Source organism: Bacillus sp. EKM202B, from assembly GCF_011066025.1.
Classification (GTDB): Bacteria; Bacillota; Bacilli; order Bacillales; family Bacillaceae_G; genus Bacillus_A; species Bacillus_A toyonensis.
The window spans coordinates 33,748-59,613 of the sequence record NZ_JAAMNK010000015.1; the positions used below are offsets into that span (position 1 = coordinate 33,748).

Below are 25,866 nucleotides of genomic sequence, written 5' to 3' on the forward strand. Positions count from 1 at the left end.
TGAATGACTATCATTCAGTTTTTCGTAGAAATGAACCTACCTTCTTAAGATAGGTTCACCTAACTGTTTTGTCCCCATTAATGCGGGCTAATAATCAGCAGAGAATGCCCTACCAACTAAAGTTTCCCTTTATTTCTTTATATGTAGTGCATGTATTAAAAAATCTAGTACTTCTGCCTTTTGAAGCTCCACTTGCTCATCATCTTTATGATCGTATAAATAAACTTGTTCCGCTGCTGATTCAACAAGAGCGATAAATAACTTGGCTGTTCGCTCTGCGTGAACCGAGTCACGAATTTCACCAGCTTCTTTTGCCTCGCTTAAAAATTCGCTTAGCCACATATAAAGAGGCTCATACACAGCTTCCCATTCTTTTATATGTTCAGTAGATGCAAGGCCCGCATACATTAATGCTTGTATTTCACGATATTCAGCTATAAAGTTAAATACTGCATCTATTACTTGCTCAACTTTACTTGAAAAAGATGCATCGTTCTGTACTTTTTCTTTCACTGCAAGTATCATCTTCTCAACCATCACTTCTGCTATTGCAGGCATAACAGATAGCTTAGAAGGAAAATATAAATAGAAAGTTCCTTGTGCAATGCCAGCCAATTTCACGATATCAGAAATCTTCGTTTTTTCAACGCCCTTTTCCTGAAACACTTCAATAGCTGCATAGACAATTTTTTCTTTTTTATTCATCATCTAAACCCTTTCACACTCATATTGAATGACTGTCACTCATTTTATAAAATAACTAGCTGTACTGTCAATCATCATGTACTTTCATAATAAAAATCTCCCAACAGATCGTTAGGAGATTTAGCTTTAATATCCTTTTCTTATGAAAGGGCCTTTAATCCCGTAACTCCACATACGATAAGAGCTACGCTAATCAAACGTGCCTTACTTTTTGATTCACCAAACAGAAACATATTTAATAAAACTGCGCCTGCTGTTCCAATACCAATCCAAACCGCATAAGCCACACTTACTTGTAAGAACAAGAAAGAAGTGTATAAGAATGCGAAGGACGTTGCAAATCCACCTATATAAATCGCTCCAGTTGCTAACGTCTTATCTTTACTATACATTTTAAGTCCTATCACACCGACTATTTCACTAATTGCGGCACAAAATACGAAAAACCAACCCATTTTTAAGCAGCTCCTTTCACAATTTCTTCCGCGGTTTCTTCTTTATTATCAGCCAGTTTTAAACCGATAACACCCGCTACGACCATCACGATAAAGAATAGTTTCCCTACACTGAAACTGCCGCCGAAAAGGAATACATCCATTAGGAAAGTACCTACCGTACCAGCTCCGGCAAACACAGCATATACAGTCCCTGTTGCAAGATGTTCGCACGCTTTAGAAAGAAAATGAAAATCAACAGCAATAACTCCTACAATAACAACCCAATGCCACCAAGTATGGGCTGTATTAAAACCGAACACCCAAAATATTTCAAAGATACATGTTAATATCACATATAACCAAGCTTTATTTTTCATATCTCTCACCTTCTATTATTATATGACTGACCGTCAGTCATTTTTAATTTAAAAAATATAATCTCACGCAAACTACTATTTTAAAAAAACAATATCAGCCTCATTTATCCTTATATTTGTTCAGTTATTAAAAATTACTTATCTACACCCTTTCATAATAAATGACTGAATGTCATTCATAAATTATTTTACACGAATAATTTATAAAATGTCAATACCAACATTCCATAAACAATTTAACTACTTGTAATACTTTACATTTTTAGAAACCGTAAATTGCTTAACTTGATGGCAACAATGTCTCTTCCTCCATCAATCAACTTAATAAAAATCGGTACTCATTATTGTTAAAAATGTTATTCTTTCTTTATTAATAGGGGGCTAGCGTGAAAAAGACACCCTCACAGGTGTCCTTTTCATTATGGAAATCTCTTAAAATACATTTCTATTTAAAAACCTTTTGTTACATCATAATACCGTTATGTTTGAACGTATACCATTTTCCATTAATTAAATGTTTTCCAACTGCCATGTCACCGCTAGACTGTAAATAATACCAATTTTTATTTTCTTGTAACCAACCTGTTTTCATTGGGCCATCTTCAAAGTAATACCATTTCCCTTTATTGCTAAACCAACCTTGTTCACTTGCACCAGATTGATCATTAAAGTAATACCATCCTTCTTCTAGCTGTTTCCATCCTGTTAGCATTGAGCCATCTTCATTAAAGTACCAAACCGTACCGCCTTCAGCTAGTTTCCCTTTTCGCATAGCACCAGTGTCATCAAAAACATAACGCTTTCCGTTTTCTTCTAACCAGCCTTCGTTCCAGTTATTTTCTGTGCTTTTCATTGATCCATCTGTATTTAAGTAATACCATACGTTATTATTTTTTAACCAGCCTGTTTGCATGACACCAGATGCATCAAAATAATACCATTTCCCTTTCACTTGTGCCCAACCTGTTGCCATAGCGCCATCTGCATTATAGTAAAACCATTTCCCTGTATAAGGCCCACTTTTAATCTCTTGCCAACCTGTAACCATAGTTCCATCTGCATTAAAAGTGTATGTTTTTCCTCCTATAGTCCTACGGCCATCAGACATGTAACCATCTTTGTCAAAGTGATACCATGAACCATTGATTTTTTTCCAATCTTTAGCCATAGAGCCATCTTCGTTAAAATAATGCCAAACTCGAACTTTCTTCCATCCTATTTGCATTGAACCATCTTCATTAAAATAATATGTTTTTCCTTGAATATTTTTCATATATGTAGCCATCATGCCTGTTTCATCAAAGTGATACCATTTTCCATTAATATTTTTCCAACCTATAGCCAAAGAACCATCTTCATTATAGTACAACCAGTATCCCGTCCCTTGAAACCAACCACGTTTTTCTTGAACTTGCTCAATTGTATCCGCTTTCTTTTGAGAAACTACATTTTCTTCTGCATGAGACACTGCTGGTATGATAAACATTGAAGACATTAAAATCGGCAAAATAACTTTCTTCATTTTCCAAATCCCCCAATTAATGAATATTTTTAGTTTTTATTTCCACAAACAGAATTGTATTACGTTAGTTAAATATAGTCAACAGTTTTTGTAATGCAATTGTAATATTTTTTATATATTAGAAACATATGAGTTTTTAATGTAATTATAATTACATAATCGTTATAATTAATCATCCATTTTTTCAAGTAATTCATTCGTTCCAAATATCAAAAAGATAAAAAGTATGGATTTCATAGTAGTCAAAACTTTGAGCGTATACATGAACTTTTTAATACTGTTATAATTTTAGTTAACACAATAGTCTTTCAAATTTTTAATCTAGTTTAATAAAATCAATATTCCATCAATAATATTGATAATACGATACTTTCTCCACTCCCCCTTGGAGAGATCCCTTGAATGGAGCAGTTAGCTTTTGCTAGCTGCGCATTTTTATTTATCGACACACTATGGTGAAATACTCATAGATCAAATCCATTTTTCATCACATAACAGGAAACAGCGTATTTTTTAATCTATTTATTTTTCACCGAGTCTTTGTATGCAATGATTTTATTTTCAAGCATCTTCTCTGTAACTTCTAAGTTTTCTCTTTGAATCTGAATAGATTTCCTATGATCTTCTAGGAGCTGTAAACGAGCTTCAGTTGTATGCTCCCCTTCTAAATATAATCTAGCGTATTCTCTTATTTTCGCTATTGGCATTTGCGTTTGTTTTAACTTCATTACAAACTGCAACCACTTTATATGTGATTCTTCATACAGTCGATTTCCATTTGTATCGCGATTTGCAATTAGTATGTTCTCTTTTTCATAATAACGTAATGTATGTGTGCTCACTCCTAATAATGTAGCTACCTCGCTAATTGTGTACATACTCATACTCCCTCCGCATGCCATTTGCCCTCATATATTTTGCGTTCTTATCAAATTTATAAAAAACATTTGACTTAGAGTATACTCTAACAAATACAATCTAACCATAAATGAATTTGAACTTAGGGGGATTTTATATGAAATATACTGTTATTACTGGTGCTAGTTCTGGAATCGGCTATGAATCGGCTTTAGCCTTTGCATCTCGTGGAAAAAATATAATACTTGTAGCTCGAAGAAAAGAAGAATTAGATGGATTAAAATTGAAAATTAACGAAATGTATCCGGAGTTAGATGTTGTCATTCGAAGAACTGATTTATCCGTCACGGAAAATGTTTATAAACTTTATGAAAGTCTCCAAAGTTTTCAGATTGAAACGTGGATTAACAACGCAGGTTTTGGTAATTTTGCCTCAATCGCTGAACAAAATTTAAATAAAATAGAAACGATGTTGCATGTAAATATAGAAGCACTAACAATACTCTCTTCCCTTTTCGTTCGAGATTATTCAATGATTGATGGAACACAGCTTATTAACGTTTCATCAGGCGGTGGATATACGATTGTCGCTAATGCTGTTACGTATTGCGCTACGAAATTCTATGTAAGTGCATTTACAGAAGGATTATCTCACGAACTGAAAGAACAAGGTGCAAAATTACAAGCAAAAGTTTTAGCTCCTGGTGCAACTGAAACAGAGTTCGCGAAACGATCATTTGATATTGATGAATTCCAATACGATAATGTTGTACCAAAATTCCACACTGCAAAACAAATGGCACAATTTATGCTCGACCTTTATGATAGCGATAAAGTTATAGGGCTTGTCGATGGTTCTACTTATAACTATGAACTTAAAAATCCCATTTTTAATTTTGCAGTAAGAAAAACAAATTCAAATTCTTAACAACATCTCATTTCTGCCTAAAATATAGATACCCACTATTTCTTAAATAATAGTGGGCTTTTTTCTCTCTAAACATTTCACCCAACATACCTAATCATCGCCACTTCATCACAATAATCAACTTTTGGACAATGCCTGCAATCAATCCACACTTTCTCTGGCAACACTTTCTTATTCACAAAATCAAACCCACACTTTTGAAAAAATTCCGTTTCATATGTTAAAGAAATTACCCTGTTCACTTTTATCTTTGCCGCCTCATTCATAACATGATTCACTAACATACGCCCTATCCCTTTCCCTGCATATGTATGCGAAACTACTAAAGATCGTACTTCTGCAAGATCCTCTCCTAATACATGTAAGCCAGCAACTCCAACGACTTCCTCTCCTTCTTTCATAACATATAAACATTGCAAATATTGATAGAGAGACAAAAGAGAACGCGGTAAAACAACCCCCTCTTTTGCATAAACTTCAATGAGACTATAAATTTCTTTCACATCACTCGTAACCGCATTACAGATTTTCATATTATATCCCCTTGCCCCCAATATTAATATTTATAACTTTAAATGAAATTTAATACATAATTTCATATAATAATACATCTCTCTTTTCTCCTCGTCAATCACTTTATACAAACAAAAAACCAAGCAATCTAATCGATGCTCGGTTCCTCATTTCGTATCGGCAATACCGTCGAATATTTAATTTCACGCAGTGCTAAACTTGTCTGTATCCGTGTAATACCAAGCTTGTTCAACTTTCTAATAAACTGCTCCAGTTCTTTACGATCACGATTTGCAACTTTTAATAAATAATCATATTCCCCTGTTAAACAATGACATTCTAACACTTCAGGCATCGATTCTAATTCTCGTTCTAGCACTTCAAGCTTTTCATACTGATGAATATTCGTACTCATAAAAATGAAGCATAGTAAATCAAAACCGAGCTTTTCTTGATTTAAAATTGCTACTTGCTTATCAATAAAACCTTCTCCATCTAACCTTTTTATTCTTGCATGCATCGCAGCTGGAGATAAATTAACACGGCGTGCAAGCTCTGCATTACTTACTTGTGATTCTTTCTGCAATATATCTAAAATTTGTACATCCAAATCATCTAACACTTTAATAACAGATGACTCCATTATAATTCCCCCTTTTTTCTTACCGATGATTATTCGAAAAAACATCCCTTAATTCAAACGAAACTGAATATTATTCTTTAAGATACAAACAAAACGAAATGTTTTATTGATTTTTAACCATTATACAAAAGAATATATTACACAATAAAGAAAAATGCTAAAATTATTTACAATTCGTATTGATTATAACAAAGGGGATTTTAATATGCCTTATTTTTATGTCTTTTTACTATTATTAACGAGCTTATTATGGGGAGGGAATTTTGTCGTTGGGAAATCTCTCGTCGATCATGCCTCGCCGATGACACTGACGAGTTTAAGATGGATCATTGCGATCGTTTGTTTATTACCTATGGTATGGCTTAAAGAAAAGAAAATCCTGCCACCGCGCGCTGCGATACTACCTTTAATACTGATGGGGATTTCAGGAGTCGCTCTCTTTAACATCTTTCAATTTTTAGCATTAGAAAAAACATCCGCAACGAATGTGGGTCTCATCTCTACATTGAATGCAATTTCAATTGCACTATTTTCGGTATTATTTCTAAAAGAAAAAGTAAATACACTTCAAATATTATCCATGACCCTTTCATTCTTCGGGGTTATCCTCGTTCTATTAAAAGGTGATTTCTCACTTTTATTTTCACTACATTTTAATAGCGGAGATTTATGGATGATTGCGGCAGTTTGTATTTGGGGGATATATTCTGTGTGCAGTAAATGGGCAACAAAAACAACTACACCACTAATGGCGACGTTATATTCTGGTATTTTCGGCATTATTTTATTACTGCCATTTAACATCGGTAACTTCACTGTTTCAAATATAAATACATCATTCATTACATCGCTTTTATATACAGGAATCATTTCAACAGTACTTTGTATGGTATTTTGGAACATTGGTGTACAAAAATTAGGAGCTACAACATCGGGAATTTTTCTAAACTTCAATCCGATTTTCACAGCTATTTTAGCATTCCTTTTCCTAGGAGAAGAATTAACATGGATACAAATTTTAGGTACAATTGTCGTCGTGACAGGATGTTATTTATTTTCTCATTTCAAAACAGTTGCTGTTCAGCCAACTAGAGCTTTACTGCGCAAACATTCTTAATCAAAAAAACATCGCCACCAAAGTGGCGATGTTTTTATTTACCTTTCATTTCTTTCACATACTTCTTTTCTTCTTCTGGCGATAAACGTTCTGTTGCCTTTCCAGTATCACCACCTTGAATTTCCCACAAAAAGTTATGCTCCTCAACCGTTTGTGAAAAATCCCCTTTCTCCCAGCGCTCCAAAGTAGCAAGTAACTTTGATTTATTTTTAAAATTTGTACTGCTTTCTACCGCTTCCTTCGCACTACGAATTTCCTTATTTGTCATTTCAATAAATCCCCATTTTTCAGAGGATTTCACTTTTTGATGTACCATCCTATGCATGGTAGAAATAATTTCATCTTCACTAGCTTGTTGCTTTTCTTCCTTTGCTTTCTTCCCTTGTTGCCCCGTTACATTTTGTACTTTCAGACTCTTCTCCTCTTCTTCTATATAATTAAGAAGTTTCGTAACACCGAATACAGCTCCTATTGCAATTACAATCATTGTAATTGTCCCTATAATCCATTTTTTCATATTATGTATTCCCCATTCCCCTAATAATCACATAAACAAATGGAATCGCCTGCGCACAGCCGATTCCATTTGTTTCCTTATTATATTTTAAACCTTCATCGCTTCTCGTACAATAAAACTATCCACATATTGCTTAAATTTTATAATTTTCCCATTTTCAAGCTGCCATATATGAACAAATTCTGCTTCAAACAATTTTCCCGTTTCTTTATAAACTCCTGAATAAACACCTTCAGCAATAATTACATCTTTTCCGTTTACTTCATGATACGTATTTACACTCGCTTTATAATCATCCCATTCTGATCCTAAACGTCTAAATACATTTTCCATTATAGCCTCTGTACCTATATACGTTCCGCCATACGGGAAACCTTTTGCCTCTGTCCATTCTATTTTTTCAGAGAGGGCTTCTGCTAAATGTTTTGCATTCGAAGAAGCTGATCCTTCATACGTACTTTGAATAATTTCTAAATTTGATTTAAGCATAGTAATTCCTCCCTCGTTTATTTATTCTTTACACAAGTCGTAACCACAACAGTTACAACTTGTGTAAAAAAATATGCTAATTCATTTCATTCTTAACTTAGTTATTGTAACTATTATAGTTACAATAACTCTTTAAGTCAACAATTTATAAATAAAATTTACTTCGTTTTCATTACTTTCTCTTTTAAGAAACGATCTACATATCCTTCTGCCTTTACAACGAATAAATACGCACCCATTGATAATAATGCAAGATCTAATTCATATCCTGGATTCTTGCCATCTCCTAATAATCCTGCTGCTCCATTTACCTTTACGATAGCTCCAGCTAAAATAAGAGCGAATAACACTCCTACATATCGAACACCTAAACCGATAATTAATAATATACCACCAACTAATTCAACTGTCGCTACGCCATACGCAAGACCACCTGGTAAACCGATACTTGTAAACCATCCTGCTACGTTATCTATACCTGATTGAAACTTTGCTAAACCGTGTGCAAAGAACGTAACCCCTAACACGATACGAATAATTAAATTCCCAATATATTGATTCATTTTAAACTCTCCTTTTTTGTTTTGTTATGGTGAACATTTATTCACAAGACAAAACAATACGGTATTTCGTTTCATTCGTCAAATGCTTTTTTTAAAGAAAACAAAAAACATTATCCGTTTTACGAATAATGTCTTTTACAAAATAGCGCTAATTCAAGCTTTTACTCTATCGCACAGAAAAAATTGAAACTTTTTTCCAGCACTAATATAAGGTAATAACGGCACGTCCTCTTCCACAACCATTCCGACAACATTCACCTTCTCATCTGTAGGCAAATCATTTATAACAACTTGCATCTCCCCAGCATATCTACCGTACAATTCATTATCAATTGTAATACTTCCTTTCTTTCTTGCGATTGCATGCATCGGCTGTAACACAACTTTATTTCCTTCCCTTGATTCTACTGAGCGAATGACATCACGCGCTGGATCTAGTCTATTCGTATGCACTTGCTCTACTACTTTTAATACTTCACTTTCATTTATAAATGACTCATATCGCAGCGGAATAATCCCTCTACTCGCGCTCGCAATTTCTTGTACACTTTCTAAACTAGCACTTATATCTCCAATCAACACTTTATCGACATCACAATCTTGAACAAGCTCTAAAAACGCTTCAAGCGGGCGCATATTGCGGTGCTTTTCTAACGTTGGTAACCCTTCATATAATGGACCACGTTTTTCCTCATCTCCCGGAATAAATGCCATTGTTGTTATTCCACACTCATGTAAATATTGATTTTGCTTTTGTAAGAAGGACTTTGCTAGTCCTGTTTCTGGACGCGGATAAAAATTATGCCACGCTTCTACATTCTCTACCCGTATATTTTCCGCAAGTAACTCTTCCCAGAAAGATTCTGTAATCGTACTCGCATTTAAAGCTACTTTCATCTTATGAGATACACACGCAATTTCCTTCGGCGCAATGCCATAATCCATTCGTAAACCAGTAATGCCAAAGCCCAATAACACTTCCACATTTTCATACGTTATTCCTAAATGGTTTAACGACTTTGGAGAGATATCCACCATTAATTCCATTTCATTTTCGAGAGCCTGTTTCCCTAATGTTTGAATTAACTCTTTATACGTATCTGGATCATCTTCCGGAATATGAAGTGATGTAAAAATAGACGAAAACCCGTTTTCCTTCGCTATTTTTAGCCACTCTTTTTGTTTTTCCACTTGCCCTTTTGAAAGATAAATTGAAACTCCTATCATATGAATCTTCCTTTCTATGAATAGAAAAAGAGAAAGGAATCCCTTTCTCTATATATTTTCTGCCATTTCTTCTTTAAATCCGAAGAAGTACGTGAAGATAAATCCGAAAGTATATGCAATGACTAAACCTAAGAAATATAGTAAATATTTATTATCAGCAATTAACGGGATTAAAGATAATCCTGATACGCCAATTCCGAGTGAAGCCGTTTTCATAACTGCTTGGAATGCACCACCGACAGCCGCTCCTAAACAAGCAGTAATAAAAGGTTTCCCAAGTGGTAATGTAACCCCGTATAATAACGGCTCACCAATCCCTAAAAACCCAACTGGCAATCCACCTTTAATTACGTTACGAAGTCGTTTATTTTTTGTTTTTACATAAATTGCAATCGCTGCGCCCACTTGACCAGCACCAGCCATTGCGAGTACTGGTAATAAAGGTGTTACGTGCGTTTGATTAATAAATTCCATATGAATCGGTGTTAAACCGTGGTGTAATCCGACCATAACGAGTGGTAAAAACGTTCCGGCTAGCACTGCTCCAGCAAATGCCCCACCAACATTTAAAATTGCGTTAATACCGCTCGTAATACCATCAGATAAAAATCCCGCTGCTGGCTGAATCGCTAACATCGTTACTATACTTACAGCTAATACAGTAATAAGCGGTGTTACAATAATATCTACTGCATTCGGCACTGCTTTTCGTACTCTTCTCTCAACTACTACCATAAGCCATGCTGCAAAAATAACTGCAAACAATCCGCCCCGCCCAGGTACCATTGCCTCACCAAATAATTTCACATTTGCCATCGCCGGATTGAAAATTAAAATACCCGCAATCGCCCCAAGAACTGGTGTCCCGCCAAATTCTTTCGCTGTATTCCAACCGACTAAAATCCCTAAAAATGTAAAGATACCGCCACCAATAAGTAGTAACATTTGTAGCCATGTAGCATTTGGATCAGCACCGGCGTTTTTCGCAAAGTTAGCAACTCCATTTATAATTCCTGATGCAACAAGACCAGGTATTAACGGAATAAAAATGTTACCTATTTTTCGTAAAAAGTTCTTCACTGGTGTATTATTTTTCTTCTTCATCTCTGATTTAATCTCTTGACCAATATCTTCAAGATGATGATCTGCAACCTCACCAATTCGTAATCCTGTTAAAACTTCCATTTCAGCTGCTACTTTATTTACAGTTCCTGGACCAACAACAACTTGAAGTGTTTCATCTTCAATGACGCCCATAACGCCTTCAACCTTTTTCAAAAGATCCATATTCACTTTACTTTCATCATGAAGCGTTAACCTCAGTCTCGTCATACAATGAGCAATGCCACGAATATTTTTTATTCCCCCAAGTTGCTCTGAAATTTCTTTGGCCATTCTCTCTTCTTTCTTCATAATAGAATCCCCCTCCCTATTCTTATCGTTTCACTTTATAATGCTTTCTTCACAAAGCCTTTCGCTTCTTTTAGTTTTTCTAGTGCTTCCCCATACTCACACTGTAGTAATACCATAACGATAGCAACTTTCACATTACGATTTGCTTTTTCGTAATACTCTGCCGCTACTTCATAACTAACTCCTGTTGCTTCCACAATAATTCGTTTTGATCGTTCTACTAACTTTTCATTCGTAGATTGAACATCTACCATTAAGTTTTTATATACTTTTCCTACACCAATCATTGACGCTGTTGAAATCATATTAAGCACTAATTTTTGCGCTGTACCAGCCTTCAAACGTGTTGAGCCTGTTAATATTTCTGCACCTGTCTCCACTTCTACATTGAGTTTTGCATACTTACTTATTTCAGCATTTTTATTACAAGAAATACTCGCCGTACTTGCTCCCACACTATGTGCGTATTTCAATCCGCCAATTACGTAAGGGGTTCTACCACTTGCGGCAATACCAATCACTGTATCTTTCTCGTTTAATCCAATACTTTTCAAATCTTCTTCTGCTAACTCTTCGCGATCTTCGGCACCTTCCACCGCCTTAGTAAACGCTTTCAATCCACCTGCTATAAATCCTTGCACCATTTTATCATCTGTTCCAAATGTTGGTGGGCATTCAACCGCATCTAAAATACCTAAACGACCACTCGTACCAGCCCCAATATAAATTAATCGGCCCTCTTCTTCAAAAGATTTAATAACAGTCTGTACGACCTTTTCAATGTGTTCTATCTCTTTTTCAACTGCTAACGCAACAGTTCGATCTTCTTCATTCATACTTTGTAACACTTCTTTTATACTCATCTCATCTAGATTCGTCGTTTTCTCATTACGGTGTTCTGTCGATAAATTTTCTAACATATTGTCACCCTCTTTGAAATTATATTTCACACTTTTATTATAACTTTAAGAAACTAAAAATCAATAACTCTTTCTTATTTTATGAAATAAAATTTCACAACATGACATATTTTTGTCGAAGATAATAAAGTGAAACTTTAATCGGTGGGGGTCTTACTGCCCGTTAATGCGGGATAAAAAAAGATGAGTCCCCTCATCTTTTCTTCTACTTTAGCTTCCGTAACCGCAAAGCTTCTTCTCGCGTCTCCATAAATTGATCCAGCACTTTATTGCCAATTCGATTAAAAGTAATCACATATAAAGCATCAATCATATTCAGTTGCGTCATTCTCGAAGCAATACTCGCAATACGATGATCTTGCTCTACATCCGGCATACAAAGGCGAATGTCCGCTTCTTTATATAAAGGTGATGATTGGTCAAGTTTCGTAACTCCGATAACAGTTGCACCTTGTCTCTTTGCATATTGCGCCATTTCAAGCACATCTTTCGTTCGCCCAGATGTTGAAATCGCCACAAATATATCGCCTTCTTTTAAATTCGTCACAAGCGGCAACATCATATGAAAATCAGATAGCATCATCGCTGTAAATCCGAGCCGTGTAAATTTATACGCCCCATCCATCGCCGGTGTCGCTGACCCACCTACGCCGTAAAATAAGATCTTATCCGCATTTACAATACGATCTGCAGCTTTCTCAAGTTCCTTCTTATCTATCGCCGTAACACTTGCCTCAATTGCAGCTTTATTCACATACGTAACTTTATTAAACAAATCGTACGGTCCATCTTCCTTATTCATTACTGAAAAATCGTTAATATTATAATCAGCAATCGTTAATTCACGAACAAGCGCTATCTTAAATGCTTTAAAGCTTCCAATACCGATTGTTTTACAAAAACGTACAACACTCGCCTCACTCGATCCCGCATTTGTAGACACTTCTTTTGTCGTTAAATTTGGAACAATCTCTGCGTTCTCCATTATGTACATGGCAACCTTCTTTTCAGCTGGTGAAAATTGATCCATATTATTTTCAATTTTAAATAGTAATGTTGAAGCTTTCACTATTTAACCTCCACTTCTTACGGTTGCGTATATTCTCTAATATCATTTGTATCATATAGATAAAAACCATGATTACCAGGTGGATGATGAACAATTACAGTTCGATCCCCTTTTTTATATGACGTTATTTCACCTTCAGATCTCTGTTTTTCCCATCCATATATCCAAACTGCAAAGTCAGGTACAAAAGCAGTGTACTTATAGTCTTTCGGTTTTCATCTTCTACATAGGAAGAAAAAATAGAAACTGGAAAATATTTCACTTTTGATTCTTTCCATGCGGTAAATGGTATACATAGTGCAATAAGTATGATTACGCCTATAACCTTCCCCTTCGTAATCTTCACACATCCCTCTCCTCGTCCACATCATATACATAGATTTTACCATAATTACAAACCTTCTATGCTACAGGACCATTGCTTTTTAGAATAAAAAAAGAGCTTATCTACGTCAGATAAGCTCTTCTCCTCTATACAAAATACTTCTTTAAAAGTGGCGGCGTAATAATCGTTGTCAATATAACAACAATAACAATCGCTGTGAAATTTTCTTTCGCTAATAAATTCGCCGTCAGTCCATTTGCTGCGATAATCAGCGCTACTTCTCCGCGTGACACCATCCCTGCACCAATACTAATAGAAGATTGGAGGTTGAATCCTGTCAGTCTTGCTCCTAAACCTGATCCGATTAACTTTGTGAAAATCGCAACGAGCGTCATAATGATAATGAACCAAAGCTGACTCCCGATTCCTTGAAATGTAATTTCCATTCCGATACTTACGAAGAACACTGGTACAAATATCGCATAAGCAATCGGTTCAATTTTATGTTCCACTTCATGCTTATACTCCGTTTGAGAAATGGCAATTCCTGCTGCAAATGCTCCAATAATACCTGCAATTCCCATCATTTCACTGTAATACGAAAAAGAGAAACAAATAATAAGAGCCGCGCTAATTAAAGCTTCTGTTACGCGAAGCGGCACAAGCATTTTCATAATCCAAGGAACGACTTTCCATGCGATAAAAACAATACTTACAAAGAAAACAATTTTCTTTACAATGACAAGTGTTATATTCACATCTTGCGTTCCTAAAAAGCTCATAACAAACGCTAATAAAATAACGACAATTACATCATCAAATACGGCAGCACCTAAAATCGTTGTACTTTCTCTCGTATTCATCTTCCCTAAATCTCTTAGCGTTTGCACTGTAATACTAACCGATGTTGCACAAAGTAATAATCCTAAAAAAATGGCATGAGATTGCATTAATCCAAACAACAGTCCTGTCACATATCCACCGATGAAAGGAAAAATAATTCCACCAGCCGCTACTGCAAACGACGATTTCAAATTCCGATTTAACTCTTCTAAATCTGTTTCAAGTCCCGCCATAAACATAAGTAGCAAAACACCAATTTCACTAAGCTCATCAATAAGTTCTGAACTATTAATAATACCTAGCACCGCAGGACCGATAATAATACCAACAAGTAATTTACCAAGTACAGAAGGCTGACCGAGTCTAACGCTAATATCACCAGCTAATTTCGTACAAAGTAAAATGACGACAAGTTCAAAATAAAATAACATAGCATCTTCTCCTACTATATAAAGTGAAACTTTAATCAGCCCTCACCAATCGGGCGTTTACGGGCAGCCCGACCCCCATCTAACTTCTTTGCTCCAGCCGAATTTTGAGGTGGGGGTTTTACTGCCCGTTAATGCGGGATAAAATAAATCTATTTGTTAACCCGTATCCATTTCCGCACATAGTTTCCCCTATTCATCCGCATTTTATTTGTTAAAGTTTTATTTGACAAAATATTCTGAATTATAATAAAGTTAATCCAGAAACTTTAAAAAACTACATACCATAACTGTACCTCCATTTACTTACGTACTCTTTTCTAATGGGCTCATACTATATTCGCAGTTATGGAAATGAAAAACGGGGGGAGAGTCCAAAATGAAGTCATTATTACGAAAAAAAGCGCTCAGTACTGAATCACCAAAGCAACTAGATAGAACATTAACTGCACTCGATTTAACGTTTTTAGGAATCGGCGCCGTAATTGGGACAGGGATCTTTGTATTAACGGGTATTGTTGCAGCAAAACATTCTGGTCCTGGTATTATGCTATCATTTCTTATCGCTGCATTTACTTGTGCTTGTGTAGCCTTTTGTTATGCTGAATTTGCTTCTTCTATACCTGTCTCAGGAAGTGTGTATACTTACGCATATATGACAGTCGGAGAAGTCGTCGCCTTCATCGTCGGATGGTGTTTAATGCTTGAATATTTACTTGCCGTTGCAGCTGTAGCTGTTGGGTGGTCTGGTTATTTACAATCTTTACTACAAGGATTTAACATACACCTTCCCGCCATAATCGCCTCGGCACCCGGTGTTGGAAAAGGTGGTATCATCGATTTACCAGCTGTCTGTATTTTACTTCTTATTACTGGCCTTTTAAGTTTTGGTATACGTGAAAGTGCACGCATTAATAATATTATGGTTCTTATTAAACTAGCTGTTATCATTGCCTTTATCGTTGCAGGCGCAAAATATGTAAAGCCTGAAAATTGGACACCGTTCATTCCATTCGGATACGACGGTATTATTACTGGAGCTGCCACTGTATTCTTCGCCTTTTTAGGGTTTGATGCAATCGCAACCGCTGCAGAAGAAACGAAAAAACCACAGCGTGATTTACCAATTGGCATTATCGGTTCCCTTCTTATTTGTACTGTTTTATACATGATTGTATCTTTCGTTTTAACAGGCATGGTTCCTTATACACAATTAGATGTTTCTGATCCAGTTGCATTTGCATTGCATTTCGTTGGTGAAGATACAATTGCAGGATTACTCGCTGTTGGTGCGATGACTGGAATGACAACCGTTCTCTTAGTCGTTATGTATGGACAAGTTCGTGTTTCATATGCGATGAGCCGCGACGGTTTACTTCCAAAAGCGTTAGCACGCGTAAATAAAAAAGTGAAAATCCCTTTATTAAATACGTGGATTACTGGCGTTGTTGCTGCTTTATTAGCAGGACTTTTAGACCTACATTTACTCGCGAATTTAGTAAACATCGGTACGTTAACAGCCTTCACATTCGTTTGCTGTGCTGTACTTATTTTACGAAAAACACATCCTGACTTAAAACGCGGATTCCGTACTCCTTTCGTACCTGTACTACCAGTTGTCGCAATTCTTTGCTGTTTATATTTAATGATCAATTTGTCTAAAACGACATGGATTAGCTTTGCAGTTTGGCTTATAGTCGGCTTATGCTTCTATTTCTTCTACTCTAGAAAGCATAGTCATTTAGCTACTGAAAAAACAAATGATGAGACGAAAGAAGCATAATAAAATAGCTCGCCGATGAAACGGCGAGCTATTTTCCTGTTTTATTATGTTTTCTCGTTAACGATTGTAAAATGATGAATATGCCGATGCAAGCTGTAAGCGATGCCCAATTCCCTATTGGTGCAGCGTATTTAAAAACTCCAATACTTACAAGCAATAAGAAAATAATCACCTAATATATAAGCTTCCACTTTTGCATAGATTCCCCCTTTACTTCGTCTCCTTCTTTTTCTTCTTCCACGCATTTACACTATCAAAGAAGAAATTAATAAATAACGTGCCTAAACCCGCTAATAAGAAAGTCATTAAAAATAGAATCCATATACTTTTATCTTTTAATAAATAATATCCTACAAGGAGCACAACCGCGATCCATACATATTCAAGAATTCTTTTTAGCTTTTTCTGTTCCAAATTATTCGCTCCCTCTTTCTATACTACTTTTAGTATAACAAAAAAGAAGCCTATCATGATAAGCTTCTTTTTCTTCCCTTTTATTTGTTCATGCTTTTTTCAACAAGTGAAATCGCGTACTCTATCGTACGATTCATCGTTTCTACCTGTTCGTCTTTCACTTTCGCATCTTTTAATACAGCTTCTGCAACTGTAATTTTTTGCTGTAATGATTTCACTGAACCGTCCGTTACATTCGCAGCTTGCGCTTTCTTTACGACAGCTTTAGCCTTTTCAATGTTGATTTGTAATTTTTCTTTCGGTGTTTTTGGTTGCTCTTCTGCTACTTTAGATTGTACAAAGGTTACATTAGCTTTTTTTAATTCGTTATACGTTTGAATAATTTGTTCCCCAGTACTTCCGATATTTTCAAACGCTTGCTTTGCAGTGTTATAGCTTTTCTCTAGTTCTTGAAATGCTTCCTTTGAGTACTGACCTGGCTTATCACCAAATTCATACGTACCAGCTAACACTTCTTTTACTTTTCCTAACTCTTCATATAACGCGTTTACTTGCTCTAACTTCGTACGATTAAAAAACTCATTGTACGCTGCTAATACTTCTGAAGAACTTAATGCTTTACTATATAATTTTGCTAGCGCAATTTGACCATTTAACGGAATGCCACCATTTCCATTGCTATCTGGATCAGCTCCAAATGCAAACGGTACGTTTGGATGATACACTTTCCCTTGAGCTGGTTGGCTATTTACTTTTTTACCATCTACATAAATGGCTACTTCACTTCCATTATACGTTCCTGTTAAATGATATGTTTTGTTCGCTTCTAACTGAACGCCAACACGTTTATAACTACCACCAATATGAGCCCACAATTCAACATTTCCACTTCCTGTAGACTCAAAACCAATTCCACCACTCTCTGTATTTTGCAAAATACCTTGTCCACGAATTTCATTCATTGAAAATACAGTTTCTAACGTAAATGAATTTGCAACTTTTTCTTTTTGTGCTGCTGAAAACGGAAGATACCCAAATGTATTTGCTTTTCCGTTTAACTTCATAACACTCTTTTTCAATGTTTTATCATATTCAATAGTCACATTGCCCTTCACATCACCTTTTGTACCAAATGGTGAATTGTCTTTAAATGTACCATCTGCGAAGTTTACATCGAAGATATCAGCTTTTGGTACCTTTACATTCGGATCAATATTATCTTTTTTCGTAGTAATTTCAGCCGTTAACGGCTGCACACTTTCATTACCAAACGAATCAATCGCAACTACTTCAAGTGTATATGTTTTCTCGCCATCTAATCCAGCAAGCGTAAACGTAAGGTCTTTCGGCACTGGGTCACGGTAAAACTCTGAGAATGCTAATAACTTATTTTTAATCTCACCTGTTTGTTTATCCTTCGCTTGTACACGATAAGAATGAACAAGAAGGTTGTCCAATGCTTGCGGGAATGTTACTGTTGCTGCATTTTCTGTTACATTTGATACAGCAAGCTTTGCATCCTTAGCAAAGTATGGCTTTTCTTTATCACGGTCTTCTACATGTGTAAATGTTTCTTTCTTTGCTGGCAATTTAATTTTCCAAGGCTCACCCGTCCAAGCATTCGTATGGAAATCACGACGGTTAATCGTTACTTCTTCATCATCTACTTCTACTAATAAACCTTGGCTTAACGTACTAGCTCCTGGCGGGATATTTCCTTGTACTTTACCGCCTTCAACTTCCATATAACTTACAGAAGATGTACCAACAGACGTAAAGTCTTTTTGATGAATTGATCTTGGATCATCTAACGGATAATGAGAATGACCTGAAAACGTAATGACTTGTGGGTATTCTTTTAATACTGCATTAATTTTCGCACTATCTTTCGTTCCCCACTCTTGGCTACCGTATACTGTATCTTTAATATGTTGATGTAAAAATACGAAAATCGGCTTTTCTGGATCATCCTTTTGCGCTTTTGCCATTTCTTCTTTTAACCAGTTAATTTGCTTGTCTGAATAATATCCATGAGTTGTCCCATCTTCCGGAGACATAACAAGGAAGTGATACCCTTTCACCACTTTATGATAATAAATCGATTCCATTCCTGTTTTTTCTAAGAAACGCTTCTGCGCTCCATCTACAGATAAGCCGTTCCAATAATCATGATTACCGAGAGAATTCATTCGTACCGCATCTTTATTTGCATTTTCATTATACACTTGCATGAAGCGATCATATTGTTGTACCGATCCTGAATCAGTAAAATCTCCTACAATTACAAATGCATCTTGTTTTGGAGCAAGTGTATTAAACTGTTCAATCGCTCTTTTCCAGCGAAACGTATCATCCGTTCCACTGTTTTTAATATGTACATCACTTACAACTGGAAAAACTAACTTCTTCTCACTCTGCATCTTTTCTTGTTTCTTCTCTTCCGCTTTGACTGATGTACTCCACGGAAATGATACAAACGCCAATACAAAAATCATTAATAATCCAATAAGACCTTTTACTTTTCTTAAAGCAATTCTGTCCACGTGAATCCTCCTCATAATAATTGATTCATTACAAGGGCTATTTTATCTAAAGCATATTAATGTCGTTTAAATCACAAATGAATTTTATTAGATTTTTGTAAATATACAGTTAATTATAAATTAAGTCCCACATTCCTCGTACTATTGTATACAACCACCTTTTGTCTAAAAGAGTCTGATCATTCTTTTCCCATGTCTATTCACATATACTCTTTTCTATAACATGAATGATACGTTAAGATGTAAGCCTATTAGACAATCTTAATTTTTAACATTTTCTTCTTTTCTTAACACATCGGCCATGCTTCTACATTTAATAGTAGTAAAAGACAACTTAAAAAGGAGGGGTTGTATTGAAGAATAAAAAAAATATTGGCTGTTTCGCTCCTTTATCTATCATTTGTCCAGACCCTTGTCCACCGCCCCCTCCTCCAAATCCAAGTTGCGAGCTAGTAACAAATGAATTTGCAGGGAATTTCCTCATAACTAATAGCACCATTCCCTCTGCCAAAGATGCATTACAATCAATGATACTATGGCAAAGTGATGGGATACTCCTTATATCAGGTACTGTCTCGGTTTACAATAGTACTAGCAGCACTGAAGCAATTACAATTCAAATCGTTGGAGCAGTAACTAATATTTTCACTGTGTTTCCTGGCAATACAATATCTTACACAGGTAAAGGTTTAATATCCTTTAGTATTATTAATATACAAAGTAATTCTTCACTATATTTAGAAGGCAAGTACTGTTGCCAATTTACATGTTGCTTATAGAATACCAATTTCATTGCTTCCTCAATAAAAAAAGCATACCCTTTATGGTATGCTTTTTTATGAAATCGGATAACGTACTGTAATACAAAACTCTCCTTGATTAACAGTTGTTCCTGTCGTAGTAATTCGAATCGTAGTAAAATATCGTACAGTGAAAGTACCGCTACTTTGCGGTTGAACAGTAATCGTATCAACTACTGTAGCACCTACTAAAAAATCAACTGTAATTGGATTTGCGCCCACATCATATTTCACATAACCTGAACCATACACTTCTTGCGTAATATTATTCGTATATACAATTTGAGTACCAGCACCTGTAATAGACCAGTCTGTACATACTTGATCTTGTACAAGCGTTTTATTAGAACAACAAGACAAACTGGAACTTCTCATTCCCATTTTGATCCTCTCCTATTCTGCTATGAAAGTGGATAACGTGTTGTAATACAAAACTCTCCCTGATACGTTCCAGCAGGTGTTGCCGGTAACACAACTTGTATACTATCAAAGCGGCGATACGTAAAAGCAATACTCGTTCCTGGGTTTAATGTTTGTGTATCAATTGTAGCCCCAGCAGAATCAAGTGCTTCTACATTAATTGGGCCTGGTCCAACATCATATTTCACAAAGCCAGTACCAATTACATTTTGATTAATATTATTTGTATAGAGAACATTATCAATTGCTGTTGCAACTACAGTAGCAGACCACGGACTACACACTTTATCTTGCACATAATTTTTATCTGGACAGCAAGTTAACGCTGACTCTGAGCACTCACAAGACATAGTTGTTTCCCCTCTCTCTTTTATATTCCCTATATGTGTATGTCCTTTAGAGTCTTTTGCCTGTACTATTCATCTATTTTCAAAAATTAATCGAAACTCAGTGCTAATAACTAGATAGATTCCGTTTTGTTTCGTTTTTTCATAAATTTATAGATAAAGATACTAGCCACGATAAGAAGAACGCCTCCTAATATCGGTAGCATATATTGTCCAACAACATCCGCTGCTTTTTCCCAATGCGGACCTAATTTCATTCCTACATATATATACAAAGCCGTTAACGGGAACATCGCTACAAATGTATATATGCTAAATTTCCATATGTTCATTTTCGCCATACCACATGGAACCGAAATAAGTGTTCGAACTCCTGGAACGAAGCGTCCAACAAATGCTACAACCGGTCCGTATTTCTCAAAGAAATCATCTGCCTTTTGAATTTGTTCTTCTTTAATGAAGAAGTATTTTCCGTATTTTATTAATAGAGGACGACCACCGTAATAACCGAGTGCATATAACGTTAATGGTCCTGTCGTTCCACCAAGCGTTCCAGCTAATACAGCTAGCCAAAAATTCATATCTCCCTCGTACACCCAATATCCAACCATGGGTAAAACTACTTCTGCTGGAATAAATTCAAACGTTAATGCTAACACAACTCCAAAATAAGAAAACTGCTTTAAAAACTCGATTATATCTAAAATAATTTGCTCCATTCTTTTAACTCCTATCCAATATTTACATTATGCTTTTCTTGTAATTGCACTGGTGCCATTTTTACAATTCGATTCAAAATGAATAACACAATTCCAATATCATCTAAAATACCGATAAACAGCAGGAAGTCTGGAATTAAATCAAGCGGCATCGCCACATAACCAACTAAAAAAGCAACAGATAAAATTTTCTTCTTTATTGAAACCTCTTTTGAAGTGAAAAAGTCAAATAGGAATGGAACAAACTTGCGGACATGAAATACAACTCTTAATCTACTAATAAGTTTTTTCATTTTTTATCTCCTCTCTTTGTATACAAAAAGGCCCCTACCAAATATGGTAAGGGTCCTAAAAAAGACAATAAGGGGCCTGTACCATTGCTGGTAAAGGTCTCACTAACAACGAAACGTTGCCAATAAAGCCGAGGGTTTCTCCCTGTAATGACGACTTTACTGTAATAAGTTACTCCCCTTTATATACACAATTTTATACAATCACATTAAAATATTTTAGAGGGCTTGTCAATACATTTTATGACTCGAACTATCTAGCTTACCCTTGACTAAAAATAAAAAACGTATATGAAATTTCTTACTATCTCATAATAAACATACTTATTTTTTTAAATGAAAGGAGAAATTTCATATGCATACCGTATGGAAAGGTGCACTTTCACTTGGGTTATTAAATATAGGAATCAAACTATATAGTGCCGTAGAAGAAAACGATATAAAATTTTTAAGTCTCCATAAAGAATGCCTAACACCTATTAAATATAAAAAGTTTGCTCCTGATTGTACGGATGAGGAAATCGATGATAAAGATATTGTAAAAGCCTATGAATATGCACCTCATAAATACATCATTATTGATGAAAAAGAATTAGCTGAGCTGCAAAAAGTTCATGAGCCACGGTCCATTCGTATTATATCTTTTGTCCAAAATAGCGAAATTGATTCTGTTCTCTATGACCGTTCTTATTTTATAGGCCCTACGCCGGGACACGAAAAGTCATATTTATTATTAAAAGAAGCTCTTGAACGTACGAATAAACTTGGTCTTATTCATATTTCTATCAGAAAAAAACAACACTTAGCTATTATCCGTAGCTTTGAAGATGGGCTTATGTTACAAACCATTCATTACCCTAATGAAATTCGCAATATAACAACTACACCTAATTTACCAAGTAACGAAGATCATCCTATTCAAAAACAAGAACTCACCGCGGCAATCAATTTAATTCATCATCTTACAAATCCTTTCGAACAAGAGCTATTTACAGACGAGTATAAAGAAGCTCTTACCGAATTAATCGAAAACAAAATTGAACAACAAGAAAAAACTGAAACAATCTCCCCAGCTCCAAACATCATCAATATTATGGAGACATTACAGGCAAGTATTGAGCAAGCAAAAATAAAAAGAGATAATAAAAAAGAACAAGAGGCCAACTGAAATCGACCTCTTGTTCTTTAAAGTGGATTACATTTTGGCATCTCAAGTCCAGATGATTGTGCTAACTTTAATAAATAATAACATTCCTCTCTTGCCATATGATCTGCCATTCTCGCTGATAATGCACTTAATATTTCATTCGATAATTCTAACTCTTCTACTTCATGTAGAAAATGCGAAAATAGTTTGAGTTCAAGTGAAACATCTTTTGTAAACTTCTTTAACGCCGGAAAATGATGAAGTTCTGTCCGTAAATATCCGGTCATTTCAACCGCTTTTAAATAAAATTGTTCAAAGTGCTTCGTGAATTCTTCACTTTTCTCTTTTAATTTTTTTTCAACAAGATCTAACCCACCAGAAATAGAGCCCGCATGACCAGCCGCATCCGTTAACCAAACGAGATGGTAATGCAGTTCATGAAAAACAGGCGGAACTTCTCCTTTCTTTAAAAACTCTAACACCGTTATATACTCTTCTACTTCATTTACCATATGATTAATAAAAGTTGGCGTAAAATGAATAGTAATTTTCCCCTCCAACTGTTTCTGTATAATATTTAATTTAAACGTTCGTATCTCCTTAGCAGCTCGCTCTGCCTCTTTTGAGAATGCAATGAGATTGACAGTATGAATTTTATTTAAAAAGTCTGTAAACGTCTCAACAAAATAAGTAGCTTTCTTTATATCTTCCTTCTCCTTTGGAGCTAACGCATCAAGTAAAAATTGCGCATGATCACTAAGTACCTTTAGCCAAAACTTATGCTCAAACAACGCACTTTCTTCGTAATTTCTCTCCATCAAATCGCCTCCCTATGTTCCTTTCTTTCTATCACTTGAACTTTATATCCATCTGGGTCTTGTACTACAATACTCTTCGTACACTCATTTTCTGTATATACAATTTCATAAAAATCTAATTTCTTCTTTAACTTCTCTATGTTAGAAATTGAGAATTTTAGTACATCACACAAAGCTGTAATACTCTTCTCACGTCCACCTAAACTTCGATTCATTACAAAACTAACTCTCATTGAATCAGCATCATACCAAACCCCTGTTACATCTAATTGGGGTCTTTCTAAACTAGGCTTGATTCCTAAAATCCCTTCATAAAAATACAAAGTTTCCTTTAAGTTTTTCACTTCCAATACAATGAATTGTTTCACAGTCTCCACATTCATTCCCCCCGTACCTATTACTTTTTTATATGTGTCATAAATGCCTATTATGTCTGAATACAATACGTAGTGATGAAGAGTTAAGGAGGTTTATTCATGAATAAATATATGAGATCATTCGTGCCATACCATAGCCCTCAAGATCCTTGTCCTCCTATCGGAAAAAAATATTATTCTACTCCTCCTAATTTATTTTTAGGTTTTCAACCGCCAAATTTACCGCAATTCACACCAAAAGAGGCATTACAAAAAGGGACTTTATGGCCTGTTTTTTATGACTATTATGAAAATCCTTATAAAAAAGGGCGGTGACTACTGACGTGACTCAATCGCTACCAGAAGAATATTATCAACTTTTACTGGAGCTTCAAGAACTAGACTTTGTACTAGTTGAACTAACTCTTTATTTAAATACACATCCAGATGACACTGCTGCGATTAATCAATTTAATGACTTCTCCTATAAACGAAGGGTATTAAAACAAAAGATGGAAGAAAAATACGGACCACTTCAGCAGTTTGGAAATAGTTATTCTAACGCTCCATGGGAATGGAGCAAAGGTCCTTGGCCATGGCAAATATGAAGGAGAGAAAATATGTGGATTTATGAGAAGAAATTACAATACCCGGTTAAAGTAAGCACCTGTAATCCAGCCCTTGCCAAATTATTAGTTGAACAGTACGGTGGTGCTGACGGCGAACTAGCTGCTGCCCTTCGTTACTTAAATCAGCGTTATACTATCCCTGACAAAGTCGTTGGCTTGCTAACCGATATCGGCACCGAAGAATTCGCACACCTAGAAATGATCGCTACAATGATTTATAAATTAACAAAAGATGCAACACCGGAACAAATGAAAGCTGCCGGATTAGACGCACAGTACGCTAATCACGATAGCGCTTTATTTTATCATAATGCAGGTGGTGTTCCTTTTACTGCTACTTATATTCAGGCAAAAGGAGACCCTATCGCAGATTTATACGAAGATATTGCAGCTGAAGAAAAAGCGCGCGCAACATATCAATGGCTCATTAACTTATCCGATGATCCAGATATAAATGACAGCTTACGCTTTTTACGTGAACGAGAAATTGTGCATTCACAACGCTTCCGAGAAGCAGTTGAAATTTTAAAAGAAGAACGTGATAAAAAGATTTTCTTTTAACACACATATCGTAACGATATGTGTGTTTTTTTATATGTAAAGTTAAATCCTTCCTAATTAACATATAAATAGTATATTTATTCAATTTAATGCATTATTTTTTAATTTTTATAAAATTCCCTCTTGCTTTCTAGTCATCAGACCT

At 35.4% G+C, this 25,866-nt stretch carries 32 protein-coding genes and 1 pseudogene; 8 read left to right on the forward strand and 25 right to left on the reverse strand.

What is annotated here, in order from left to right:
- Nucleotides 1–129: 129 nt before the first annotated feature.
- The 5 genes from G9F74_RS17950 to G9F74_RS17970 all read right to left on the reverse strand — a co-directional run bounded on the left by G9F74_RS17950 (nucleotide 130) and on the right by G9F74_RS17970 (nucleotide 3,919).
- On the reverse strand, nucleotides 130–708 hold the full coding sequence (locus G9F74_RS17950) for a TetR/AcrR family transcriptional regulator (RefSeq protein WP_002038002.1): 579 nt from the start codon (nucleotides 706–708) through the stop codon (nucleotides 130–132).
- A 137-nt stretch (nucleotides 709–845) separates the two neighbouring features.
- Nucleotides 846–1,160 carry a DMT family transporter gene (locus tag G9F74_RS17955; RefSeq protein WP_016107888.1) on the reverse strand — a complete coding sequence of 105 codons (315 nt, stop codon included), beginning with the start codon at nucleotides 1,158–1,160 and terminating at the stop codon, nucleotides 846–848.
- A 2-nt stretch (nucleotides 1,161–1,162) separates the two neighbouring features.
- Nucleotides 1,163–1,519, reverse strand: a complete 357-nt coding sequence (locus G9F74_RS17960) for a DMT family transporter (protein ID WP_000790623.1) — start codon at nucleotides 1,517–1,519, stop codon at nucleotides 1,163–1,165.
- A gap of 463 nt (nucleotides 1,520–1,982) precedes the next feature.
- Nucleotides 1,983–3,041, reverse strand: coding sequence for a glucan-binding protein (locus G9F74_RS17965; protein WP_000755815.1), 1,059 nt, complete (start codon nucleotides 3,039–3,041; stop codon nucleotides 1,983–1,985).
- A gap of 518 nt (nucleotides 3,042–3,559) precedes the next feature.
- Nucleotides 3,560–3,919, reverse strand: coding sequence for a MerR family transcriptional regulator (locus G9F74_RS17970; protein ID WP_016107887.1), 360 nt, complete (start codon nucleotides 3,917–3,919; stop codon nucleotides 3,560–3,562).
- Between the two features lie 137 nt (nucleotides 3,920–4,056).
- Between G9F74_RS17970 and G9F74_RS17975 the strand changes: the two genes are divergently transcribed.
- Entirely contained in the window at nucleotides 4,057–4,827 is a 771-nt protein-coding gene (locus tag G9F74_RS17975) for an SDR family NAD(P)-dependent oxidoreductase (protein ID WP_000878091.1), read from the forward strand.
- Between the two features lie 77 nt (nucleotides 4,828–4,904).
- Here G9F74_RS17975 and G9F74_RS17980 read toward each other — a convergent pair whose 3' ends face one another.
- The gene (locus G9F74_RS17980; protein WP_016107886.1) at nucleotides 4,905–5,360 is read right to left on the reverse strand and encodes an N-acetyltransferase; all 456 of its coding nucleotides are present in this window, start codon (nucleotides 5,358–5,360) and stop codon (nucleotides 4,905–4,907) included.
- Between the two features lie 128 nt (nucleotides 5,361–5,488).
- Nucleotides 5,489–5,983: an Lrp/AsnC family transcriptional regulator gene (locus G9F74_RS17985; RefSeq protein WP_000446110.1), complete on the reverse strand. Its 495-nt coding sequence runs from the start codon at nucleotides 5,981–5,983 to the stop codon at nucleotides 5,489–5,491.
- A gap of 205 nt (nucleotides 5,984–6,188) precedes the next feature.
- Here G9F74_RS17985 and G9F74_RS17990 point away from each other — a divergent pair, with 205 nt between their 5' ends.
- Complete coding sequence (locus G9F74_RS17990) at nucleotides 6,189–7,100, forward strand: DMT family transporter (RefSeq protein WP_001146262.1); 912 nt, start codon at nucleotides 6,189–6,191, stop codon at nucleotides 7,098–7,100.
- A gap of 34 nt (nucleotides 7,101–7,134) precedes the next feature.
- Here the strand turns inward: G9F74_RS17990 and G9F74_RS17995 are convergent, their stop codons facing one another.
- The 9 genes and pseudogenes from G9F74_RS17995 to G9F74_RS18035 all read right to left on the reverse strand — a co-directional run bounded on the left by G9F74_RS17995 (nucleotide 7,135) and on the right by G9F74_RS18035 (nucleotide 14,897).
- Nucleotides 7,135–7,617: a PRK06770 family protein gene (locus G9F74_RS17995; RefSeq protein WP_016107885.1), complete on the reverse strand. Its 483-nt coding sequence runs from the start codon at nucleotides 7,615–7,617 to the stop codon at nucleotides 7,135–7,137.
- Nucleotides 7,618–7,704: 87 nt separating this feature from the next.
- Entirely contained in the window at nucleotides 7,705–8,106 is a 402-nt protein-coding gene (locus tag G9F74_RS18000; protein WP_016107884.1) for a nuclear transport factor 2 family protein, read from the reverse strand.
- A gap of 158 nt (nucleotides 8,107–8,264) precedes the next feature.
- Complete coding sequence (locus G9F74_RS18005) at nucleotides 8,265–8,669, reverse strand: DoxX family protein (protein ID WP_016107883.1); 405 nt, start codon at nucleotides 8,667–8,669, stop codon at nucleotides 8,265–8,267.
- 153 nt (nucleotides 8,670–8,822) lie between these two features.
- Entirely contained in the window at nucleotides 8,823–9,896 is a 1,074-nt protein-coding gene (locus tag G9F74_RS18010) for a DUF871 domain-containing protein (protein WP_016107882.1), read from the reverse strand.
- A gap of 48 nt (nucleotides 9,897–9,944) precedes the next feature.
- On the reverse strand, nucleotides 9,945–11,309 hold the full coding sequence (locus G9F74_RS18015) for a PTS transporter subunit EIIC (protein ID WP_000711285.1): 1,365 nt from the start codon (nucleotides 11,307–11,309) through the stop codon (nucleotides 9,945–9,947).
- A 35-nt stretch (nucleotides 11,310–11,344) separates the two neighbouring features.
- Nucleotides 11,345–12,229: an N-acetylmuramic acid 6-phosphate etherase gene (gene murQ, locus G9F74_RS18020; protein ID WP_000892376.1), complete on the reverse strand. Its 885-nt coding sequence runs from the start codon at nucleotides 12,227–12,229 to the stop codon at nucleotides 11,345–11,347.
- A 205-nt stretch (nucleotides 12,230–12,434) separates the two neighbouring features.
- The gene (locus tag G9F74_RS18025; protein WP_016107881.1) at nucleotides 12,435–13,298 is read right to left on the reverse strand and encodes a MurR/RpiR family transcriptional regulator; all 864 of its coding nucleotides are present in this window, start codon (nucleotides 13,296–13,298) and stop codon (nucleotides 12,435–12,437) included.
- Between the two features lie 17 nt (nucleotides 13,299–13,315).
- Nucleotides 13,316–13,644: pseudogene (locus tag G9F74_RS18030) on the reverse strand (outer surface protein).
- 125 nt (nucleotides 13,645–13,769) lie between these two features.
- The gene (locus G9F74_RS18035) at nucleotides 13,770–14,897 is read right to left on the reverse strand and encodes a cation:proton antiporter (protein WP_000899812.1); all 1,128 of its coding nucleotides are present in this window, start codon (nucleotides 14,895–14,897) and stop codon (nucleotides 13,770–13,772) included.
- A 376-nt stretch (nucleotides 14,898–15,273) separates the two neighbouring features.
- On the opposite strand from G9F74_RS18035, the gene bcaP reads away from it, so the two are divergent.
- Nucleotides 15,274–16,677 carry a branched-chain amino acid transporter BcaP gene (gene bcaP / locus G9F74_RS18040; protein ID WP_000838706.1) on the forward strand — a complete coding sequence of 468 codons (1,404 nt, stop codon included), beginning with the start codon at nucleotides 15,274–15,276 and terminating at the stop codon, nucleotides 16,675–16,677.
- Nucleotides 16,678–16,705: 28 nt separating this feature from the next.
- Here bcaP and G9F74_RS18045 read toward each other — a convergent pair whose 3' ends face one another.
- The 3 genes from G9F74_RS18045 to G9F74_RS18055 all read right to left on the reverse strand — a co-directional run bounded on the left by G9F74_RS18045 (nucleotide 16,706) and on the right by G9F74_RS18055 (nucleotide 19,634).
- Nucleotides 16,706–16,849 (reverse strand): hypothetical protein, encoded by a 144-nt coding sequence (locus tag G9F74_RS18045; protein WP_033668466.1) that lies wholly within the window; start codon nucleotides 16,847–16,849, stop codon nucleotides 16,706–16,708.
- 38 nt (nucleotides 16,850–16,887) lie between these two features.
- Nucleotides 16,888–17,091: a hypothetical protein gene (locus G9F74_RS18050; RefSeq protein ID WP_000435799.1), complete on the reverse strand. Its 204-nt coding sequence runs from the start codon at nucleotides 17,089–17,091 to the stop codon at nucleotides 16,888–16,890.
- 80 nt (nucleotides 17,092–17,171) lie between these two features.
- Complete coding sequence (locus tag G9F74_RS18055; protein WP_016107880.1) at nucleotides 17,172–19,634, reverse strand: LamG-like jellyroll fold domain-containing protein; 2,463 nt, start codon at nucleotides 19,632–19,634, stop codon at nucleotides 17,172–17,174.
- 353 nt (nucleotides 19,635–19,987) lie between these two features.
- Between G9F74_RS18055 and G9F74_RS18060 the strand changes: the two genes are divergently transcribed.
- On the forward strand, nucleotides 19,988–20,413 hold the full coding sequence (locus G9F74_RS18060; RefSeq protein WP_016107879.1) for an S-Ena type endospore appendage: 426 nt from the start codon (nucleotides 19,988–19,990) through the stop codon (nucleotides 20,411–20,413).
- 57 nt (nucleotides 20,414–20,470) lie between these two features.
- Here G9F74_RS18060 and G9F74_RS18065 read toward each other — a convergent pair whose 3' ends face one another.
- The 4 genes from G9F74_RS18065 to G9F74_RS18080 all read right to left on the reverse strand — a co-directional run bounded on the left by G9F74_RS18065 (nucleotide 20,471) and on the right by G9F74_RS18080 (nucleotide 22,213).
- Nucleotides 20,471–20,815, reverse strand: a complete 345-nt coding sequence (locus G9F74_RS18065; protein WP_000525818.1) for a DUF3992 domain-containing protein — start codon at nucleotides 20,813–20,815, stop codon at nucleotides 20,471–20,473.
- Nucleotides 20,816–20,835: 20 nt separating this feature from the next.
- On the reverse strand, nucleotides 20,836–21,204 hold the full coding sequence (locus G9F74_RS18070; protein WP_016107878.1) for a DUF3992 domain-containing protein: 369 nt from the start codon (nucleotides 21,202–21,204) through the stop codon (nucleotides 20,836–20,838).
- A gap of 110 nt (nucleotides 21,205–21,314) precedes the next feature.
- On the reverse strand, nucleotides 21,315–21,920 hold the full coding sequence (locus G9F74_RS18075; protein WP_000435006.1) for a DedA family protein: 606 nt from the start codon (nucleotides 21,918–21,920) through the stop codon (nucleotides 21,315–21,317).
- 11 nt (nucleotides 21,921–21,931) lie between these two features.
- Complete coding sequence (locus G9F74_RS18080) at nucleotides 21,932–22,213, reverse strand: YkvA family protein (RefSeq protein ID WP_016107877.1); 282 nt, start codon at nucleotides 22,211–22,213, stop codon at nucleotides 21,932–21,934.
- A gap of 352 nt (nucleotides 22,214–22,565) precedes the next feature.
- Between G9F74_RS18080 and ku the strand changes: the two genes are divergently transcribed.
- On the forward strand, nucleotides 22,566–23,378 hold the full coding sequence (gene ku, locus G9F74_RS18085) for a non-homologous end joining protein Ku (protein ID WP_000557729.1): 813 nt from the start codon (nucleotides 22,566–22,568) through the stop codon (nucleotides 23,376–23,378).
- Nucleotides 23,379–23,395: 17 nt separating this feature from the next.
- On the opposite strand, the gene G9F74_RS18090 is transcribed toward ku, so the two are convergent.
- Both G9F74_RS18090 and G9F74_RS18095 read right to left on the reverse strand, forming a co-directional pair.
- The gene (locus tag G9F74_RS18090) at nucleotides 23,396–24,175 is read right to left on the reverse strand and encodes a DUF2935 domain-containing protein (RefSeq protein WP_016107876.1); all 780 of its coding nucleotides are present in this window, start codon (nucleotides 24,173–24,175) and stop codon (nucleotides 23,396–23,398) included.
- Entirely contained in the window at nucleotides 24,175–24,618 is a 444-nt protein-coding gene (locus G9F74_RS18095; protein ID WP_131202412.1) for a VOC family protein, read from the reverse strand. The genes G9F74_RS18090 and G9F74_RS18095 overlap by 1 nt, the downstream gene beginning before the upstream one ends.
- A gap of 33 nt (nucleotides 24,619–24,651) precedes the next feature.
- Between G9F74_RS18095 and G9F74_RS18100 the strand changes: the two genes are divergently transcribed.
- The 3 genes from G9F74_RS18100 to cotJC are packed head-to-tail and all read left to right on the forward strand — an operon-like array spanning nucleotide 24,652 to nucleotide 25,721.
- Nucleotides 24,652–24,867: a spore coat associated protein CotJA gene (locus tag G9F74_RS18100; protein WP_001046260.1), complete on the forward strand. Its 216-nt coding sequence runs from the start codon at nucleotides 24,652–24,654 to the stop codon at nucleotides 24,865–24,867.
- 8 nt (nucleotides 24,868–24,875) lie between these two features.
- Nucleotides 24,876–25,139 (forward strand): spore coat protein CotJB, encoded by a 264-nt coding sequence (locus G9F74_RS18105; RefSeq protein ID WP_016107874.1) that lies wholly within the window; start codon nucleotides 24,876–24,878, stop codon nucleotides 25,137–25,139.
- 12 nt (nucleotides 25,140–25,151) lie between these two features.
- Entirely contained in the window at nucleotides 25,152–25,721 is a 570-nt protein-coding gene (gene cotJC, locus G9F74_RS18110) for a spore coat protein CotJC (RefSeq protein WP_000265285.1), read from the forward strand.
- Nucleotides 25,722–25,866 lie beyond the last annotated feature (145 nt).

Bases quoted from the DNA above. Each gene is read 5' to 3' on its own strand.
- G9F74_RS18000 (WP_016107884.1), bottom strand. From the start codon at position 8,106: ATGCTTAAATCAAATTTAGAAATTATTCAAAGTACGTATGAAGGATCA.
- murQ (WP_000892376.1), bottom strand. From the start codon at position 12,229: ATGTTAGAAAATTTATCGACAGAACACCGTAATGAGAAAACGACGAAT.
- G9F74_RS18015 (WP_000711285.1), bottom strand. From the start codon at position 11,309: ATGAAGAAAGAAGAGAGAATGGCCAAAGAAATTTCAGAGCAACTTGGG.
- G9F74_RS18070 (WP_016107878.1), bottom strand. From the start codon at position 21,204: ATGTCTTGTGAGTGCTCAGAGTCAGCGTTAACTTGCTGTCCAGATAAA.
- G9F74_RS18075 (WP_000435006.1), bottom strand. From the start codon at position 21,920: ATGGAGCAAATTATTTTAGATATAATCGAGTTTTTAAAGCAGTTTTCT.
- G9F74_RS17955 (WP_016107888.1), bottom strand. From the start codon at position 1,160: ATGGGTTGGTTTTTCGTATTTTGTGCCGCAATTAGTGAAATAGTCGGT.
- G9F74_RS17995 (WP_016107885.1), bottom strand. From the start codon at position 7,617: ATGAAAAAATGGATTATAGGGACAATTACAATGATTGTAATTGCAATA.
- G9F74_RS17990 (WP_001146262.1), top strand. From the start codon at position 6,189: ATGCCTTATTTTTATGTCTTTTTACTATTATTAACGAGCTTATTATGG.
- G9F74_RS17985 (WP_000446110.1), bottom strand. From the start codon at position 5,983: ATGGAGTCATCTGTTATTAAAGTGTTAGATGATTTGGATGTACAAATT.
- G9F74_RS18005 (WP_016107883.1), bottom strand. From the start codon at position 8,669: ATGAATCAATATATTGGGAATTTAATTATTCGTATCGTGTTAGGGGTT.
- G9F74_RS18065 (WP_000525818.1), bottom strand. From the start codon at position 20,815: ATGGGAATGAGAAGTTCCAGTTTGTCTTGTTGTTCTAATAAAACGCTT.
- ku (WP_000557729.1), top strand. From the start codon at position 22,566: ATGCATACCGTATGGAAAGGTGCACTTTCACTTGGGTTATTAAATATA.
- G9F74_RS17980 (WP_016107886.1), bottom strand. From the start codon at position 5,360: ATGAAAATCTGTAATGCGGTTACGAGTGATGTGAAAGAAATTTATAGT.
- G9F74_RS18010 (WP_016107882.1), bottom strand. From the start codon at position 9,896: ATGATAGGAGTTTCAATTTATCTTTCAAAAGGGCAAGTGGAAAAACAA.
- G9F74_RS17975 (WP_000878091.1), top strand. From the start codon at position 4,057: ATGAAATATACTGTTATTACTGGTGCTAGTTCTGGAATCGGCTATGAA.
- G9F74_RS18100 (WP_001046260.1), top strand. From the start codon at position 24,652: ATGAATAAATATATGAGATCATTCGTGCCATACCATAGCCCTCAAGAT.
- cotJC (WP_000265285.1), top strand. From the start codon at position 25,152: ATGTGGATTTATGAGAAGAAATTACAATACCCGGTTAAAGTAAGCACC.
- G9F74_RS18090 (WP_016107876.1), bottom strand. From the start codon at position 24,175: ATGGAGAGAAATTACGAAGAAAGTGCGTTGTTTGAGCATAAGTTTTGG.
- G9F74_RS17950 (WP_002038002.1), bottom strand. From the start codon at position 708: ATGATGAATAAAAAAGAAAAAATTGTCTATGCAGCTATTGAAGTGTTT.
- G9F74_RS17965 (WP_000755815.1), bottom strand. From the start codon at position 3,041: ATGAAGAAAGTTATTTTGCCGATTTTAATGTCTTCAATGTTTATCATA.
- G9F74_RS17960 (WP_000790623.1), bottom strand. From the start codon at position 1,519: ATGAAAAATAAAGCTTGGTTATATGTGATATTAACATGTATCTTTGAA.
- G9F74_RS17970 (WP_016107887.1), bottom strand. From the start codon at position 3,919: ATGTACACAATTAGCGAGGTAGCTACATTATTAGGAGTGAGCACACAT.
- bcaP (WP_000838706.1), top strand. From the start codon at position 15,274: ATGAAGTCATTATTACGAAAAAAAGCGCTCAGTACTGAATCACCAAAG.
- G9F74_RS18035 (WP_000899812.1), bottom strand. From the start codon at position 14,897: ATGTTATTTTATTTTGAACTTGTCGTCATTTTACTTTGTACGAAATTA.
- G9F74_RS18080 (WP_016107877.1), bottom strand. From the start codon at position 22,213: ATGAAAAAACTTATTAGTAGATTAAGAGTTGTATTTCATGTCCGCAAG.